The following is a 15725-nucleotide window of genomic DNA, read 5'->3' as shown; positions in this document are numbered from 1 at the left end:
CGCGCGCGGCGGGAGCGGCGTGCGGGAGGCGTGATCGCGTCCCGGCCGGCCGGGCAGGCCGGCTTTGGCTTGGGTGATGCGGCGCCTACATCGCCGGGCGCATGCGCCCGGAGTTGATGCGCGCCTCGCGGCGGTGCGTGCGCTTCTCGCGGTGGCGCTTCACCTGCCGGCAGAGCTCTTCCTCGCAGAGGTTGATCGCGTGGTGCAGGTCGCGGGCGTGATCGTGCGCCCTGAGGGTCTTGCCCTTGAGGTAGAGCGTGACCTCGGCGATCTCGCGCTCTGCGATCGCAGGGTTGTTCTCGTGCGCGAACTCCACCTCCATCCGCACGACGTCAGGGACCTGGTTCGAGATTTTTCGAAACCGCTTCTCGACATGCTCACGCAAGTCGTCGGTGACCGGAACGTTGCGACCCTTGAGCTCGATCTGCATAAGGCCCTTCCTGTTCGGGGAGGCGATTGTCACCAGCGACCGTACGCCCGTCGCGACCCCCCTGTCAACATCTCGGCAACATTTGTGCTAGCTCCTTAAAGGGGACCTCTGCACCCCACGGGCGAAGTCGCGCCGGCGGCCTGTCAGCGCCGGTACCGGGTGCATCACAGCGTCCGGGCCCAGGTGACCGCCACCACGTCGGCGGCGCCGGCTTCGCGCAGGCGGGCCGCGGCCGCGCGGAGGGTGGCGCCAGTCGTGTGGACGTCGTCGACCAGGACGACGTGCGACGGCGGTGGCCGCGTGAGGCGCAGGTCGATCCGGCCCGCCTCCAGGCGCTCGGCGCGCCCGGCGCCCTGCTGCCTGACCGCGCCCGCCCCGGTCCGCTTCAGACACCGTACGACCGGGATGCCGGAGCGGGCCGCGATCGCCCGCGCCAGGACGTCCGCCTGGTCGTAGCCCCGGCGGCGCGTCCGGCCCGGGTGGGTGGGGACGGGCACGAGCGTCGCCGCCGGCCCCAGCAGCCCCGGCGGCGCCCCCGCGACCACCTGCGCGGCCATCAGCCGGGCGCACGGCAGCGCCCCGCGGTACTTCAGCGCCGCCACCAGCCGCGTGGCCGGGCCGGTGTAGGCCACCGGCGCCCACGCCAGGCGCCAGGGCGCATCGGCGGCCGGGCAGTGGTGGTGCGTGCCCCCGGGCCGGCGGGGCAGGGCGCAGCGCGGGCAGGGGCCCGAGTCGTTCAGGAAGCGCAGGTCCCGCCGGCACGCCCCGCAGAGCGGTGAGCGGCCTGGCTCCCCGCACGCGAGGCAGCCGGGCGGCGCCAGCAGGTCGAGCAGCGGCGTGAGCATCCCGCGGATCGTCGGCCGGCCGGCGGTGCGGGCGCTACCGCCTTCCTGCGGCGAGGGTGCGCCGCAGGTGCCGCAGGGGTGTGTCGCGTCCGGCGCGTGGCATGATCGCCCGATGGCGGCCGTGGACTACTCGTGGACGTTCGAGCCCGGCGCCGCTGTCCTGCTGAGCGGGCTGTCGGTCGCCTACGGGCTGCGCTGGCGGCGCGTGCGCGGCACGTCGGAAGGCGCCCGCGGGGCGCCGGTCGGGCGGGCGATCGCGTTCGCCGGGGCGATCCTGGTGTCCGTCGCGGCGCTGTTCTCCCCGATCGACGTGCTCGGCGAGCAGGTCTTCGCGATGCACATGGTGCAGCACGTGCTGCTGCTGGACGTCGTCCCGATCCTGCTCATGCTGTCGCTGACGAAGGTGCTGATGCGCCCGGTCACGCGCCGGCTGCAGCGGGTCGAGGAGGCGGCAGGCCCGCTGGCCCACCCGGCGCTCGCTGTCGTCCTCTACGTCGCGGCGATGTGGTTCTGGCACATCCCGGCGCTGTACGACGCCGCGCTCGAGCACCCGGTCGTCCACGTCATCGAGCACGTGTGCATGCTGAGCGTCGGGACGCTCTACTGGTGGCACCTGCTGTCCCCCATCCGCGGCCGCATCTCGATCGGGCCGTTCGGGCCCGTCGTCTACATGCTGGTGACCAAGCTGTTCGTCGGCTTCCTCGGCATCGCGATCACCTTCGCCCCGGACGCGCTCTACGACTTCTACGTCCAGCGGCCGGAGGTGTGGGGCCTGTCCGCGACCGACGACCAGGCGGCGGCGGGCGCGATCATGGCGATCGAGCAGTCGATCGTGATGGGCATCGCGCTGGCCTTCCTGTTCGTGAAGGCGCTGGCCGACAGCGACCGGGAGAGCGAGCGGGACGACCTCTACGGCGACCGCTCGGCCTGAGCGCGCGGGGCCTGGGCCGGGCCCGGGTCAGGCGGTGCCGTCGAGCACGGTGCCCGCCGGGAGGTCCTGCGGGCCGTGGACGACCACGTCCCCGCGGACCACGACATCCGCCCCGAACGTCACCGACCCGTCGATCCGCAGGCGCGCGCAGTCGACCAGCGAGGGCGAGCCCTCCGGGAAGTGCGCGTCGAGCGACTCGACGAGCTTGTAGTACTCGCTGTCGAGCTCCAGGACGGGCGGCAGCCCGAGGCGCCGCTTGTCGAGCACCAGGCGCGAGTTCTGCCCGAGGACGTAGGCGTCGGACCGCACGGCCAGCAGGTCGCTGGTCGCCTTCACGGGCCCGAAGCGGATGCGCGGGACGCGGATCGCGACCGCGCCGGGCAGCGCGTCGATCGCGGAGCCCATCGCGGTCTCGAGCTGCAGGACGGGCGTCGAGTCGTCGTCCTTCGGGTCGACCGTCTTGGCGTTGACGATCAGCGGCAGCTCGAGCACGCCGCCGGTGCCGTCGAGCGTCGTCGCCAGCGCCCGCAGGTCGATCCACAGGTTGTTCGTGTTGAAGTACCGGTAGCGGTCGACGTCCTGGAAGGCGTCCACGTCGGCGTCCGGGGTCTGCGCGAGCTCCCGCAGGACCAGCCCGCCCGCGCGGAGCGGGCCAACGCGGCGCGCCAGGTGGCCGCCCTTGCGGTCGGCGGCGGTGCGGTCGGCGACCTCCATGGCGAACGGCGCGCCGGTGCCCGCGAACCAGGACAGCAGGCGCTTGGAGACGGCCGCGCCGAGGTTGTCGGCGTTGGAGACGAACGCGTAGTGATAGCCGGCGTCGATGAGCTTCGCGAGCATGCCCGAGGTCGTCAGCGCGGCGTAGACGTCGCCGTGGCCGGGCGGCGCCCACTCGAGCGCCGGGTCGGCCGGCCAGTCGATCGGCAGCAGGTCGTCGGCGCGCAGCTTCGGCACCTTGTTCTGCAGGAAGTCGCGCGGGACGTCCTGCGCCAGCTCCGGATAGGCGTCGAGTGCGGCGAGGGAGTCCTCGCGGGTCGCGAACGAGTTCATCAGGACGAGCGGCAGCCGCGCCCCGGTCTTCTCGCGCAGGTGGAGCACCTGCCGGGCGATGACGTCGAGGAACGTGAGGCCGTCCTTGACGGGCAGCAGCGACTTGGGACCGTCCAGGCCCATCGAGGTCCCGAGCCCCCCGTTGAGCTTGATGACGACGGTCTCGTCCAGCAGGGCGGTCGCGCGCTCGGGCGACGGCTCGTCGATGTCCTCGGCGTCGGGTAGCGAGGTGACCGGCTCGATCTGCGCCTCGGTGAGCTCGCCGCGCTCCCCGCGGTGGACGCGCGCGAGCTGCTTGAGGAACGTCTGCACCGCGACTTCGCCCGCGCCGTCGGCGCGCAGCTTCTTCTCGGCCGCCAGGAGCGCCTCGGGTTCCGTCACGCCCGGAATGGTATTGATCCGCTCTGTTATGTGACCTTCCGGCCCGCGGGTCACGCCCAGTGGTTCAGGTACTGCTCCTGCGCGGTGCTGAGGCGGTCGATCCGGACCCCGAGCGAGTGGAGCTTCAGCGCTGCGACCTCGCGGTCGATCGCGTCCGGGACGGGCTGCACCCCGGCGGGCAGGCCCGGTTGTCCGACGGCTGACCGCACGAGGTGCTCGGTGACCAGGGCCTGGGTGGCGAACGACATGTCCATCACGGCGGCCGGGTGCCCCTGCCCGGCGGCCAGGTTCACGACGCGCCCGTCCGCCAGCAGGTTCAGGCGCCGCGGCGGCGCCCCGGCGCTCGCGGCGATCTCGTACTGGGTGACGAGCGGCAGGACGCTGCGCATCCCGCCGGTCGCGACGGCGTCGAGCGCGGGCAGGTCGATCTCCACGTCGAAGTGGCCGGCGTTCGCGAGGACCGCGCCGTCCGCCATCGCCTGGAAGTGCTCGGTGGTGAGCACCCCCGGCGCGCCCGTCACGGTGATGAAGACCTCGCCGCGGGCGGCCGCCTCGAGCGCGGGCATCACCTGGAAGCCCTCCATGCGGGCCTCCAGGGCGCGCATCGGGTCCACCTCGCAGACGATGACCTGCGCGCCGGCGCCGCGGGCTCGCAGCGCCACGCCCTTGCCCGTGATGCCGTAACCGAGGATGACGACGGTGCGTCCCGCCATCAGCAGGTTGGTCGCCCGCAGGATGCCGTCGAGCGTCGACTGGCCGGTGCCGTAGTGGTCGTTGAAGAGGCGTTCGGTCTTTGCCTCGTTGACGGCGAGGACCGGGCAGGCCAGGTCCCCGGACTGCTGGAGCGAGCGCAGGCGCACGAGGCCGGTCGTCGTCTCCTCCGTCCCGCCGAGGAATCCGGTGGGCAGCCCGGCCACCCGCGCGTGCAGGACCGTCAGCAGGTCGGCGCCGTCGTCGAGCGTGACCTGCGGCTCCGTCTCCACCAGCGCGCGGACGTTCGCGATGTAGGCGTCCATGTCCTCGCCGCGCCGCGCGTGGACGGACGCGCCGTCCTCGGCGGCGAGGGCCGCCGCGACGTCGTCCTGCGTGGACAGCGGGTTGGCCGCGCAGATCGCGACCCGGGCACCCCCGGCCAGCAGGGTGCGCACGAGGTTCGCGGTCTCGGCCGTGACGTGCAGGCACGCGGCCACCGTGACCCCGTCGAGGGGGCGGGTGGCCGCGAACCGCTCGCGGATCGAGCGCAGGACCGGCATCTGGGCGTCCGCCCAGTCGATGCGGTCCCGGCCCGCGTCCGCGAGGGACGGGTCGGCGACGGACGACGTCACGGGGACGTTGGTGCTGTCGCCGGGGTGGGTGGGTCCGAGTCCCTAGTAGCGGTAATGGTCGGGCTTGTACGGGCCCTCGACCTTGACGCCGATGTAGGCGGCCTGGTCGGGACGCAGCTCGGTGAGCTGGGCGTCGAGGGCGTCGAGGTGCAGGCGGGCGACCTTCTCGTCGAGGTGCTTCGGCAGCACGTAGACCTGCTTCTCGTAGTCGTCGTTCTTCGTCCACAGCTCGATCTGGGCGATCGTCTGGTTGGCGAACGAGTTGGACATCACGAACGACGGGTGGCCCGTCGCGTTGCCGAGGTTCAGCAGACGGCCCTCGGACAGCAGGATGATCGAGTGGCCGTCGTCGAACTTCCACTCGTCGACCTGCGGCTTGATGTTGATCTTCGTGGCCTGCTTCTCGAGGCCGGCGACGTCGATCTCGTTGTCGAAGTGGCCGATGTTGCCGACGATCGCGTTGTGCTTCATCCGCGCCATGTCGTCGGCGCTGATGATGTCCTTGTTGCCGGTCGTCGTGATGAACACGTCGCCGACCTCGAGGACGGACTCCAGCGTGGAGACGGCGTAGCCCTCCATGCAGGCCTGCAGCGCGCAGATCGGGTCGATCTCGGTGACGGTGACGCGGGCGCCCTGGGCGCGCAGCGACGCCGCCGAGCCCTTGCCGACGTCGCCGTAGCCGCAGACGACAGCGTGCTTGCCCGCGAGCATGACGTCGGTCGCGCGGAAGATGCCGTCGACGAGCGAGTGGCGGCAGCCGTAGAGGTTGTCGAACTTCGACTTCGTGACGGAGTCGTTGACGTTGATCGCCGGGAACAGCAGCTCGCCGCTCTGCGCGAGCTCGTACAGGCGGTGCACGCCCGTCGTGGTCTCCTCGGTGACGCCCTTGATCGCCGCGCCGACCTTCGTGTAGCGCTGCGGATCCTCGGTGATCGAGCGGTTCAGGAGCGTCAGGAAGACCTGGAACTCCTCCGACTCACCGGTCGACGGGTCCGGGACGGCGCCGGCCTTCTCGAACTCGGTGCCCTTGTGGATGAGCATCGTGGCGTCGCCGCCGTCGTCGAGGATCATGTTGGCGGGCTCGCCCGGCCAGTTGACGACCTGCTCCGTGCACCACCAGTACTCCTCCAGCGTCTCGCCCTTCCAGGCGAAGACGGGGACGCCCTGCGGGTTCTCCGGCGTGCCCTCGGGGCCGACGGCGACCGCGGCGGCCGCGTGGTCCTGCGTCGAGAAGATGTTGCACGAGCACCAGCGGACCTCGGCGCCGAGAGCAGTGAGCGTCTCGATCAGCACGGCGGTCTGGATGGTCATGTGGAGCGAGCCGATGATGCGCGCGCCCTTGAGCGGCTGCGCGGCGGCGAACTCGGCGCGGATGGACATGAGGCCGGGCATCTCGTGCTCGGCGATGTCCATCTCCTTGCGGCCGAACGGCGCGAGGGAGAGGTCGGCGACCTTGAAGTCCTGCTCGGTGCTGATGGCGGTGTCGGTCATGCAGGGATCCTTTGGATCGTTTTACGTAAGGGCGGCCAGCAGCCGCTGATGCTTTTCCTGCTCCCAGCGCAGCCAGGCGCTGTCCGGGATGTCCGCAGGCCGGGTGACCTCTGCCTCGAACCACGCCTCCACCGCGTCACGGAGCTCCGTGTCGCGGCGCAGGCGTAGCGCGAAGCCGACGTCGCCGAGGCCGATCCCGTGGTCTTCCAGCAACACGCGCAGGGTGCGCAGGCGCTGGAGCTCCTCAGGACCGTAGAGGCGGTATCCCTTCGGCGAGCGCTGCGGCTCGATGAGCCCCGCGCTCTCCACGTACCGGAGCATCCGCGGGGACCATCCGGTGGTCTCCGCGGCCTCGTTGATGGTCAGGCCAGCCATTGGACAGGGCAAACCTTACCACACTTGTGTCAACCTTTAGCCGGGCCCCCCAGCCCGGGCGCGCTCAGCTCGTCAGGTCCGCCTTCAGCGACTCGACCGCCGTGTCGGCGGCCGGGTCCACGCCGCGCAGCGCCGCGCAGTAATGCGCCACGAGGTCCGCGAAGAGGACACCGGACAGCACGCGCTCGACCGTCGTCTGCCCGCGCGTGGCGACGAGGTGCGTCCCGACGACGTGCGGCGCGATGAGCTCCTTCGTGAGCGTCAGGCGCGCCTGGGCCCGCGGATGGGTGTCGCAGTCGTCCAGGAACACCGCGCTGAAGCGGCCCAGGGTGTCCGCCCCGGCCCAGCCGGCGAGCTCGGCGTGGTCGGCGTCGGGCAGCTCGGCGGCGAACGCCGGCGTCTGCGCGACGTGGTTCAGCTGCTGCTTGAAGCGGATCGCGAGCGGGACGGTGAGGCCGGCCCCCGAGATCACGGACACGCTGCCGTGGAGTGCGCGGGCGAGCTCCTTCGCCGCCGAGTCCTCCGGCGACTCGGGACCCCACGCCACGACGAGCTCCTCGAGGTGCTCGGCAGCGACGTCGAGCTCGCTCGTCATGCGGGTGCCGGCACCGCACTGGGCGGCGACCTCGAGCGCGGCGACGATGAAGTACGCGACCGCGTTCGCCGGCGTCAGCCCGCCCGCCACGGGGATGACCGGGACGCCGTCCTGGCGGGCCTGCTGCGCGAGCTGGCCGCCGGTGGTGACCACGACCCGCGGAGCGCCCAGGGCTCCGGCCGCCTCGTAGCACGCGAGGGTCTCCTCGGTGTCGCCCGAATAGGAGGCGCAAAGGACGGTCGTCTCCGGCGTCGTCCAGGCCGGGAGCCCGTACGCGCGCGCGGGCAGGATCGGCAGCGACGCGTGGTCCGCCAGCGCCGCGCGGGCGAGGAGGCCGGCGGTCGCCGTGGCCCCCATGCCGGCGAAGACCATGCCGCCGGGCGACGCGATCTCCCGTAGGCCGGCCGACTCCACCTTCCAGAGGGCGTCGCGCAGCAGCTCCGGGAGCGCCAGGACGTCGGTGATCTGATCGGTCGGGTCGGTGGCCGCGATCGACGGGCGGTCGAGGTCCGGTCCGGTGGTCGTGTCGGTGCTGCTCATGGGACTCTGCTCTCCTCGTCCGGCCGGGTCGTCCGGCCGGTGGTCAGACCTTGATTGCCTTGTCGCCCAGCGCGGTGCCGGGGAACAGCTTCACTGCCGCGCCGAGGACGTTGTCCGCCCCGACGTTGACGCCGTCGCCGAGCATCGCGAGGTCGCTGACGACGGTCCGGTCGCCGACGGTCACGTTCGGTGACAGGATCGCGCCGCGGATCACGGCGCCCTCCCCGATGACGCAGTCGGCCAGGACGACCGAGGCGTCGACGGTCGCGCCCGCACCGACGATCGTGCCGGCGCCGATGACGGACGGGCCGGTCACGGTCGCCCCGGCGGCGACGCTGGCGCCGGCCTCGATGATCACCGGGCCGGTCACGGTGGCGCCCGGATCGACGTCGCCGGCGATCGCCTGGCGGCTGCCGTCGAGGCGGGTCGAGACCGCGGTCTCGACGGCCCCGGTGAGGATGTCGGAAGTGCCCTGCATGTAGCGGTCGGGCGTCCCGATGTCGAGCCAGTAGGACGACGCGTCGGCCGCGAACCCGTAAAGGCCGTCGCCGACGAGCGCCGGCCAGACCTCGGTCTCGATCGACACGTTCTTGTCGGGCTCGATGAGGTCGAGGATCGACTTCTCGAGGACGTAGATGCCGCCGGAGACCAGGTACTCGTCGAGGCCGACCAGCTGGTCCGGGCCGGGCTTCTCCAGGAAGCCGGACACCGAGCCGCCCTCGTTCCGCAGCACGAGGCCGAACGCGGACGGGTCCTCGACCGGGACGAGCCCGAGCGTGCCCTTCGCGCCGGTCTGCTCGTGCTGGGCGATCTGGGCGCTGAGGTCGATGTCGGTGAGCGTGTCACCGTTGAGCATCAGGAAGCGGTCCTCGAGCAGGTGCTCGGCGAACTTCAGCGCGCCGGCCGTCCCGCGGGGCTCGGGCTCCTCGACGAACTGCAGGTTCACGCCGAACTCCGAGCCGTCGCCGAGGATGTCCTTGACCTTCGTGGCGAGGAACCCGCAGCACATGACGACGTCGGTCACGCCGTGGCGCGAGAGCCACCCGAGCATGAAGCCCATGAACGGCCTGTCCACGAACGTCACGATCGGCTTGGGGGTGCCGCTGGTCAGCGGGCGGAGCCGCGTGCCCTCACCGCCGACCAAGATCACTGCCTGCATGTCGTGTCCTCCCTGATCACTCACACCCCGCGGGGTGCGGGCTTCCGCCGGGAGGATGCCATATCTCAGGCCGGGCCCCGTCCGATCCCCTCGTACACCAGGCCGGCCGCGCGGACGGCCACGGGATCGAGCGCGTTGCGCCCGTCGACGAGGACGTTCCCGCCCATCGCCGCCTTGACCGCGGACCAGTCGAGCTCCTGGAACTCCTGCCACTCGGTGACGAGCACGACGGCGTCAGCGCCGGTCACCGCGTCGAGCGCGGAGGAGGCGAAGTCGACGCCCTGGATGAGCTTGCGGGCCTCCTCCTCGGCGATCGGGTCGAAGGCGGACACGAACGCACCCGCGGCCTGCAGCCGGGCGGAGAGCACGAGCGAGGTGGCCTCACGCATGTCGTCGGTGTTCGGCTTGAAGGCCAGCCCCAGCAGCGCGATCTTCTTGCCCACGAGCGAGCCGACGTGCTTCTCGAGCTTGCCCATCACGCGGCGCTTCTGCAGCTCGTTGACCTCGATGACGGCGTTCAGCAGCTGGAAGTGGTAGCCCGAGTTGCCGGCGAGCTGCTTCAGCGCGTTGACGTCCTTCGGGAAGCACGAGCCGCCGAACCCGACGCCGGCCTGCAGGAACTTCGGCCCGATGCGGTCGTCCAGGCCCATGCCCAGCGCCACCTCCACCACGTCCGCCCCGGTCTCCTCGCAGACGTTCGCGATCTCGTTGATGAACGAGATCTTCGTGGCCAGGAACGCGTTGGACGCGAGCTTGACCATCTCCGCCGACGCGATGTCGGTGCGGACCAGCTCGCCGTTCTCGCCGCCGCCGTGCGAGGCGTTCAGCAGCGGCCGGTACAGGTCGACGACCGCGTCGCCGGCCCAGTCCCCGTCGTCCCCGACGACCACCCGGTCGGGGTGCAGGAAGTCGACGACCGCCGAGCCCTCCTTCAGGAACTCCGGGCAGGACACGTACCGGAACCCCGGCTTGCCCTGCTCGACGAAGACGCGCTTGATGTTCTTGCCCGTCCCGACGGGGACGGTCGACTTCATCACGAGCGCGTGCGAGTCGGACGCCGGCATCGCGGCGACGACGGCGTTGACGGCCGACAGGTCCGCGTCGCCGCTGTAGGTCGGCGGGGTGCCGACGGCCACGAACAGCAGGCGCGCGTGCTCCAGCGCCGTGGCGATGTCCGTCGAGAAGTGCAGCCGCTCGCGGTTGCGGGCGACCATCTCCGCCAGCCCCGGCTCGTAGATCGGGATCTCCCCCTGCTCGAGCCGCGCGATCTTGTCCGCGTCGATGTCGATGCAGTACACGTCGCTGCCCAGCTCGGCGAAGCCCGCCGCCGTCACCAGCCCGACGTACCCGGTCCCGATGACCCCGATCGGTTCACGTGAAGCACTCATAGGCCGCGGAAGGGTAGCCACTCGGGCGGCGACGCGCCCGGCTGATGGCGCGGCCGCCAGGGAGCGCGGTCAGCTGCCGACGCGCGTCAGCGAGTCGGCGAGCGCGAGCATGCGCTTGTTCGTCAGCGACTGCAGCAGCGTGTTGGACACCCAGTACACGGCCTTGTCGGTCCGCCAGGCGACGAGCCGCAGGCGGTCGCCGTCGCGGAAGAGCATCAGCTTGCGGCCGTTGCGCTGGACGGTCTCGGACGGGTTGTCGAGGATCGGCGGGGCCTTCCACGTCGTCCCCTGCACGCCGTAGTACTGGCCGACGCCGGGGGCCGAGACGACGATGCGGTACGCCTGGTAGCTGTTCTTGCCGCGGTCCCGGATCCGGTAGGCGCGGTTGCTGCTCGGCTGGTAGGCGGACCCGAGGACGGCGAGCTTCGGGTAGTAGACCGGGAAGCTCAGTGGCCGCTTGGCGTCGGTGGCGACGCGGATCGCCTGGTCCTCGCCGGCCTGCTTGGCGTCGAACAGGCCCTCCGGGACCGCCGAGTTCTGGCGCCGCTTCTTCTTCTTCTGGCTGGACTCGCGCTCGCGGTCGCTCTTGGTCTTCTTGACGGCGCCGCGGCCGCCCGTGCTGCCCTTCGCGTCCATGAACTGGTTGCTCAGGCGGTCGAGCGACTCCTGCGAGATCTCGAGGTCCGAGGTGCCGAGGATGTCGGACACCGGACCGAACTGGATCTCCTGGACCGGGTTCTTGGCGGACTCGACCGCGAGCTTCAGCAGCCGCAGGATCGCCTTCGTCCCCCGGATGTCGGTCTGCGTGTAGCGGCCGAAGATCCGCAGCAGGGTCTTGCGGTCGTTGAAGATCGCCGACAGGCCGATCTGGTCCTTCGCCTGACGCAGGAACTCCTGCTGCCGGGCGGCGCGCACGAGGTCGTTGTCGAGGTGGCGGAAGCGGACGAACGAGAGCGCGTCCTCGCCGCAGACCCGCTGGTACCCGGCCGGCACGTCGATCACCGAGTAGGGCTCGCCGCCGCCCGCGGGCGGCATGTTGTCGTTGAAGTAGCGCCGGTCGACGTCCATGTAGACGCACTTCAGGCGGTCGACGGCGCGCTGGAAGCCGCCGAAGTTGATGTTCACGACGTGGCTGATCGGGACGCCGAGCAACTTGCGGATCGTCTTCACGGACAGGACGGGGCCGCCGAGCTCGTACGCGACGTTGATCTTGTTGCGCCCGTGGCCGGGGATGTCCACGCGCAGGTCGCGCGGGATCGACATGACCGCCGTCGCGCCCTTCGACGGGTCCAGGCGGATCAGGATCATGGTGTCCGAGCGCGCAGGGACCTTCGCCTTCTTGTCGGCGAAGCGGCGGTCGGAGCCGAGCACCAGGATCGTCTGCGGGCCACCGGGATCGACGTCGTCGAGGACGCTCTCCTTGTCCTCGCCCTCGAAGCCGACGAGCGGCGCCTGTCCGCTGGCGAAGATGTCGGCGTCGTCCTTGATCTCCAGCAGGACCGCGCTGGAGACCGCGCCGGCCGTGCACAGGAAGATGATGGTCGCCGCCAGCGCCATGCGCTTGACCATCGAGAAACCGGGCCGCGGCGGGCTGTTCTCGGCGCTGATCACCGCTCGCCGATCCGCGTGAGCGAGCGCGCGAGACCGCGCATCTGGATGTTGGACAGCTTCAGGGACAAGGTGTTGGAGACCCAGTACACCGCTTTGGACGAGCGCCACGCGATCGTCCGGATGCGCCTTCCATCGTAGTGGAGTTCGAAGGTCCGGCCCCGCATGCGCAGTTTGGTGAAGGCGCTGTCCAGGATCGGGGGGTTCTTCCAGCTGGTTCCCTGGATGCCGTAGTACTGGCCCTCGATCGGGTTCTCGACGACGACGATGCGGTAGGCCAGGTGGGGCTTGTCGGCGCGGTCGCGGATCGTGTAGACGCGGGGCATCGGTGCCTTGTCCGCCGCCGTCGCGTAGCGGCCGCGCGGGGTCAGCGCCTTCGGGTAGTACATGCGGAAGCTCAGCAGGCCGCGGGCCTCGATCGGTGCGACGACGTCCTGGCCGAGGCTCGAGTCCAGCCGCAGGCCGTAGCGCCGGTAATCGGCGGCCGGGTCGAGCTTCGGCGGCTTCGCGGCGCGCTTGCGACCCTCCTTGCCCTTCGCGCGGGCCTTGCGGACCGGCTCCTTCGGCGGCGGCTTGGCGTGCAGGAAGTCGTGGACCGCGTCGGCGATCTCCTGCGGGGTCGCCGACACGTACGAGCCGTCGGCGCCGTCGACGAACGTGGCGGGGAACTTGATCTCGCGGACCGGGTGCCCGGCGGAGGCGACGGCGAGCTTCGCGATGCTCAGGAAGCCCTTGGTCGAGCCGAGGCCGGCGTCCGCCTCGGTCGACTGGCCGATGATCTCGACGAGCGGGTCGTAGTTCTTCAGCAGGTGGCTCGAGCCGATCTGGCTCTTGGCGCTGCGCAGGAAGTCCTGCTGGCGCGCGGCGCGGACGATGTCGTTGTCGAGGTGGCGGAAGCGGACGTAGTCGAGGGCCCGCTGGCCGCACAGCTTCTGGTACCCGGGCTGGATGTCGATCTCGGCGTAGTGCGCCGACGGCGGCAGGCCGACGTTCGAGTGGTAGTAGCGGCGGTCGACGTCGGTGTAGACGCAGCCGACGAAGTTGACGACCTTGCGGAAGCCGCTGAAGTTCACGCCGACCGCGTGGTTGATCTCGAACGTCTTGCGCGGCACGCCGCCCGTCCCGCCGCTCAGCAGCTGCCGCACGGTCTTCAGCGTCAGCTCCAGACCCCCGAGCGAGTAGGCCCCGTTGATCTTCTGGAAGCCCTCCCCCGGGATCTCGGTGATCAGGTCGCGCGGGATCGACATGACCGCGGTCGCCTTCTGGCGGGGATCGAGCCGGACGAGCATCATCGTGTCCGAGCGGGCGTCGTCCTTGCCCGCGCGGAAGCGCTTGTCGGACCCGACCAGCAGGATCGTCTGCGGCTTGCCGGGCTTGGCCTGGGTGATGACCTTCTCGTCGATCTGGACCGCGTGGCCCGGCGGGACGAGCTTCTGCGCGATGTCCTTGGCCTTCAGCAGGCCGGCGGTCGCCACCGCGCCCGACGTCAGGCAGCAGATCAGGACGCCCGCCAGGACGAACCGCACGTAGAGCCCCGTCCCGGCCCGCGGCGGCCGTCCCTCGTCCTCCTCGTCGCCTGAGGGGTCGAACTGGAAGTCGTACTCCAGTCCCCCCTCGAAGCTCAAGCGAGGCCCCCGTCGACCGCCCGCAGGTCGGGGTTCGCAGGCGGCTCGATCTGCTCGAGCCAGGTGGGCAGCGCGCGCACGAAGTCGCCGAGGGCCTGCCGGTAGCGGGTCAGGCTGGACAGCGACACCCACTCCTCGGGCCCGTGGTGGCCGGCGCCGATCGGGCCGAACTCGACCGCGGGGATCCCGGCCTCCAGGAACGAGATGGCGTCCGAGGCGCCGTCGCGGCCGACGCTGAGCGGCTCGCCGTCGATCGAGCGCGAGATGCCGTCCCGCAGCGCGAGCACGTACGGGTTGGTGCGGGACACGATCGCCGGCGAGCGCGTGAAGCACTTGATGATCTCGAGGTCGCGGATCTGGCGGATCTGCGCGAGGATCTCGCCGCTGTCCTGGCCGGGCAGGTAGCGGATGTCGACGTCCATCCAGCAGCGGTCCGGCACCTTGTTGAAGGCGTCGCCGCCCTCGATGCGGGCCAGGTTGATCGAGGGGCGGTCGAAGAGGTCGGAGGACATCCGGCTGAACGGCAGGGTCTCGATGCGGCGAAAGACGTCGTGCGCCTTGAGGATCGCGTTGTCCCCCTGCCAGGGGGTCGAGCCGTGGCAGGCGGTGCCGCGGACTTCGACGCGGATCGCCAGGACCCCTTTCGCCTGCACGCCGATGTGGAGGTCCGTCGGCTCGCCGGTGATCGCGAAGTCGGCCGGGATCCCCTCCGCCACGAGCGCGTCCGTGGACCGGTCCTCGACGTCCTCGGACTCCTCGTCGGGGACGCAGTAGAACAGGATCCGCACCTTGTCCTGCGCGCTCACGTCGTGGACGACGCACAGCATCGCGGCCAGCGCGCCCTTCATGTCGTAGGCGCCGCGGCCGATCAGGCGGTCGCCCTCGATGCGCGGGACGAACTGCTCCTCGAAGGCGGGGACGACGTCGATGTGGCCGTGCAGGACGACGGTCGGGACGCCTGGGCCGGCGTCGGCGCCCGCAGCCGCGACGAGCACCGGCAGCCCGTTGTGGTCGCGCTCCGTCACGGCGACGTCGTGCGACTCGAGCCAGCCCTTGACGAAGGCGGTCGCGGCCTGCAGTTGATCGGGCTTGGACGTGTCGTACGTCATCAGCCGCTGCGCGAGCGCGCGTTCGTTCACGCCGGACAGGGTACGGCACGGTCCGGCCTTTGCGGTCCAGTGGATTCGGCGTGGCGGGCGGGGCGACTGGCGGATCACACGGCTCGGGGCCCGGTGGATCGTCATTCACCACACGCGGGAGGGGCCACTGGCGGATCACACGGCTCCGAGCCCGGTGGATCGTCATTCACGCGCCTCTAGGCCGGTGAATGTGGAGGCGCAGGCCCGGTTCGTGCCGACCCCCTCGCTGACGCGTTCGGCGGCTGCGGCCCGTCCGACTTCAGCAGCAGCTCGTTCGACAGCGGCGGATCGTCCTCGTCGGACAGCGGCTCGAGCAGCAGCTGCTGACCCGCCCGGGCAGGGCGTCCCGGAACGACGACGGCCCGGCGTCCCTCACAGGACACCGGGCCGTCGGCCAAGCAGGGGTGCGGACCCGGTCAGGAGGCCGCGGAGTCCTCCGCGACCTCGAGGAACGCCTGCCAGCGGCGCTTGTCGCGACGCGCCGAGGCGAGCGCCTCCGACCCGTCCTCGGCGGACTCGATGGCCGACTCGGCGCGCGAGAGCTTCTCGCGCAGGTCGGCGACGTCGAGGTCGCCCTTCGCGACCGCGTCCTGGACGAGGACCAGCACGTGGTTGTCCGAGACCTGCACGTAGCCCTCGCTCTGGGCCAGCGTCACGATCTCGGTCTCCGACTTGTACAGCCGCAGCGCGGTCGGCGTGAGCATGCCGAGCAGCGGCTGGTGGTTCGCCAGGATGCCGAGCGACCCGACCTCGGTCCGGGTCGACACCATCTCGACCTCGTCGTTGAAGACCTCACCCTCGGGGGTGAGGACCTCGGCGGTGAACGTGGTGCGGGCCATGGCCGTC

General features: G+C 71.1%; 14 protein-coding genes. 1 reads left to right on the top strand and 13 read right to left on the bottom strand.

Annotation, left to right across the window (positions count from 1 at the left end):
* Positions 1 to 85 precede the first annotated feature (85 nt).
* A complete protein-coding gene (gene raiA, locus DSM112329_RS08080) occupies positions 86 to 430 on the bottom strand; it encodes a ribosome-associated translation inhibitor RaiA (protein WP_354701303.1) in 345 nt (114 codons plus the stop codon).
* 164 nt (positions 431 to 594) lie between these two features.
* Complete coding sequence (locus DSM112329_RS08075) at positions 595 to 1275, bottom strand: double zinc ribbon domain-containing protein (protein WP_354701302.1); 681 nt, start codon at positions 1273 to 1275, stop codon at positions 595 to 597.
* A 112-nt stretch (positions 1276 to 1387) separates the two neighbouring features.
* Here DSM112329_RS08075 and DSM112329_RS08070 point away from each other — a divergent pair, with 112 nt between their 5' ends.
* Positions 1388 to 2206, top strand: coding sequence for a cytochrome c oxidase assembly protein (locus tag DSM112329_RS08070; RefSeq protein ID WP_354701301.1), 819 nt, complete (start codon positions 1388 to 1390; stop codon positions 2204 to 2206).
* 27 nt (positions 2207 to 2233) lie between these two features.
* Here the strand turns inward: DSM112329_RS08070 and DSM112329_RS08065 are convergent, their stop codons facing one another.
* The 11 genes from DSM112329_RS08065 to atpC all read right to left on the bottom strand — a co-directional run bounded on the left by DSM112329_RS08065 (position 2234) and on the right by atpC (position 15718).
* Positions 2234 to 3634, bottom strand: coding sequence for a UTP--glucose-1-phosphate uridylyltransferase (locus tag DSM112329_RS08065; RefSeq protein ID WP_354701300.1), 1401 nt, complete (start codon positions 3632 to 3634; stop codon positions 2234 to 2236).
* A 50-nt stretch (positions 3635 to 3684) separates the two neighbouring features.
* Positions 3685 to 4959, bottom strand: coding sequence for an adenosylhomocysteinase (locus tag DSM112329_RS08060; protein ID WP_354701299.1), 1275 nt, complete (start codon positions 4957 to 4959; stop codon positions 3685 to 3687).
* 42 nt (positions 4960 to 5001) lie between these two features.
* Positions 5002 to 6450, bottom strand: coding sequence for an adenosylhomocysteinase (ahcY, locus tag DSM112329_RS08055; protein WP_354701298.1), 1449 nt, complete (start codon positions 6448 to 6450; stop codon positions 5002 to 5004).
* A 21-nt stretch (positions 6451 to 6471) separates the two neighbouring features.
* The gene (locus DSM112329_RS08050) at positions 6472 to 6825 is read right to left on the bottom strand and encodes a MerR family transcriptional regulator (protein ID WP_354701297.1); all 354 of its coding nucleotides are present in this window, start codon (positions 6823 to 6825) and stop codon (positions 6472 to 6474) included.
* Between the two features lie 64 nt (positions 6826 to 6889).
* Positions 6890 to 7960 (bottom strand): SIS domain-containing protein, encoded by a 1071-nt coding sequence (locus DSM112329_RS08045; RefSeq protein ID WP_354701296.1) that lies wholly within the window; start codon positions 7958 to 7960, stop codon positions 6890 to 6892.
* 43 nt (positions 7961 to 8003) lie between these two features.
* Positions 8004 to 9119, bottom strand: a complete 1116-nt coding sequence (locus DSM112329_RS08040) for an NDP-sugar synthase (RefSeq protein WP_354701295.1) — start codon at positions 9117 to 9119, stop codon at positions 8004 to 8006.
* A 65-nt stretch (positions 9120 to 9184) separates the two neighbouring features.
* Complete coding sequence (locus DSM112329_RS08035) at positions 9185 to 10507, bottom strand: UDP-glucose/GDP-mannose dehydrogenase family protein (RefSeq protein WP_354701294.1); 1323 nt, start codon at positions 10505 to 10507, stop codon at positions 9185 to 9187.
* A gap of 69 nt (positions 10508 to 10576) precedes the next feature.
* Positions 10577 to 12118 carry an LCP family protein gene (locus DSM112329_RS08030; protein WP_354701293.1) on the bottom strand — a complete coding sequence of 514 codons (1542 nt, stop codon included), beginning with the start codon at positions 12116 to 12118 and terminating at the stop codon, positions 10577 to 10579.
* Positions 12115 to 13740 (bottom strand): LCP family protein, encoded by a 1626-nt coding sequence (locus tag DSM112329_RS08025; RefSeq protein ID WP_354701292.1) that lies wholly within the window; start codon positions 13738 to 13740, stop codon positions 12115 to 12117. The genes DSM112329_RS08030 and DSM112329_RS08025 overlap by 4 nt, the downstream gene beginning before the upstream one ends.
* Complete coding sequence (locus tag DSM112329_RS08020; protein WP_354701291.1) at positions 13737 to 14879, bottom strand: M20/M25/M40 family metallo-hydrolase; 1143 nt, start codon at positions 14877 to 14879, stop codon at positions 13737 to 13739. The genes DSM112329_RS08025 and DSM112329_RS08020 overlap by 4 nt, the downstream gene beginning before the upstream one ends.
* Before the next feature lie 416 nt (positions 14880 to 15295).
* Entirely contained in the window at positions 15296 to 15718 is a 423-nt protein-coding gene (atpC, locus tag DSM112329_RS08015) for an ATP synthase F1 subunit epsilon (RefSeq protein ID WP_354701290.1), read from the bottom strand.
* Positions 15719 to 15725 lie beyond the last annotated feature (7 nt).

Source organism: Paraconexibacter sp. AEG42_29, from assembly GCF_040581415.1.
Lineage (GTDB): Bacteria > Actinomycetota > Thermoleophilia > Solirubrobacterales > Solirubrobacteraceae > Paraconexibacter.
This window is presented reverse-complemented; position numbering and strand designations above follow the sequence as displayed.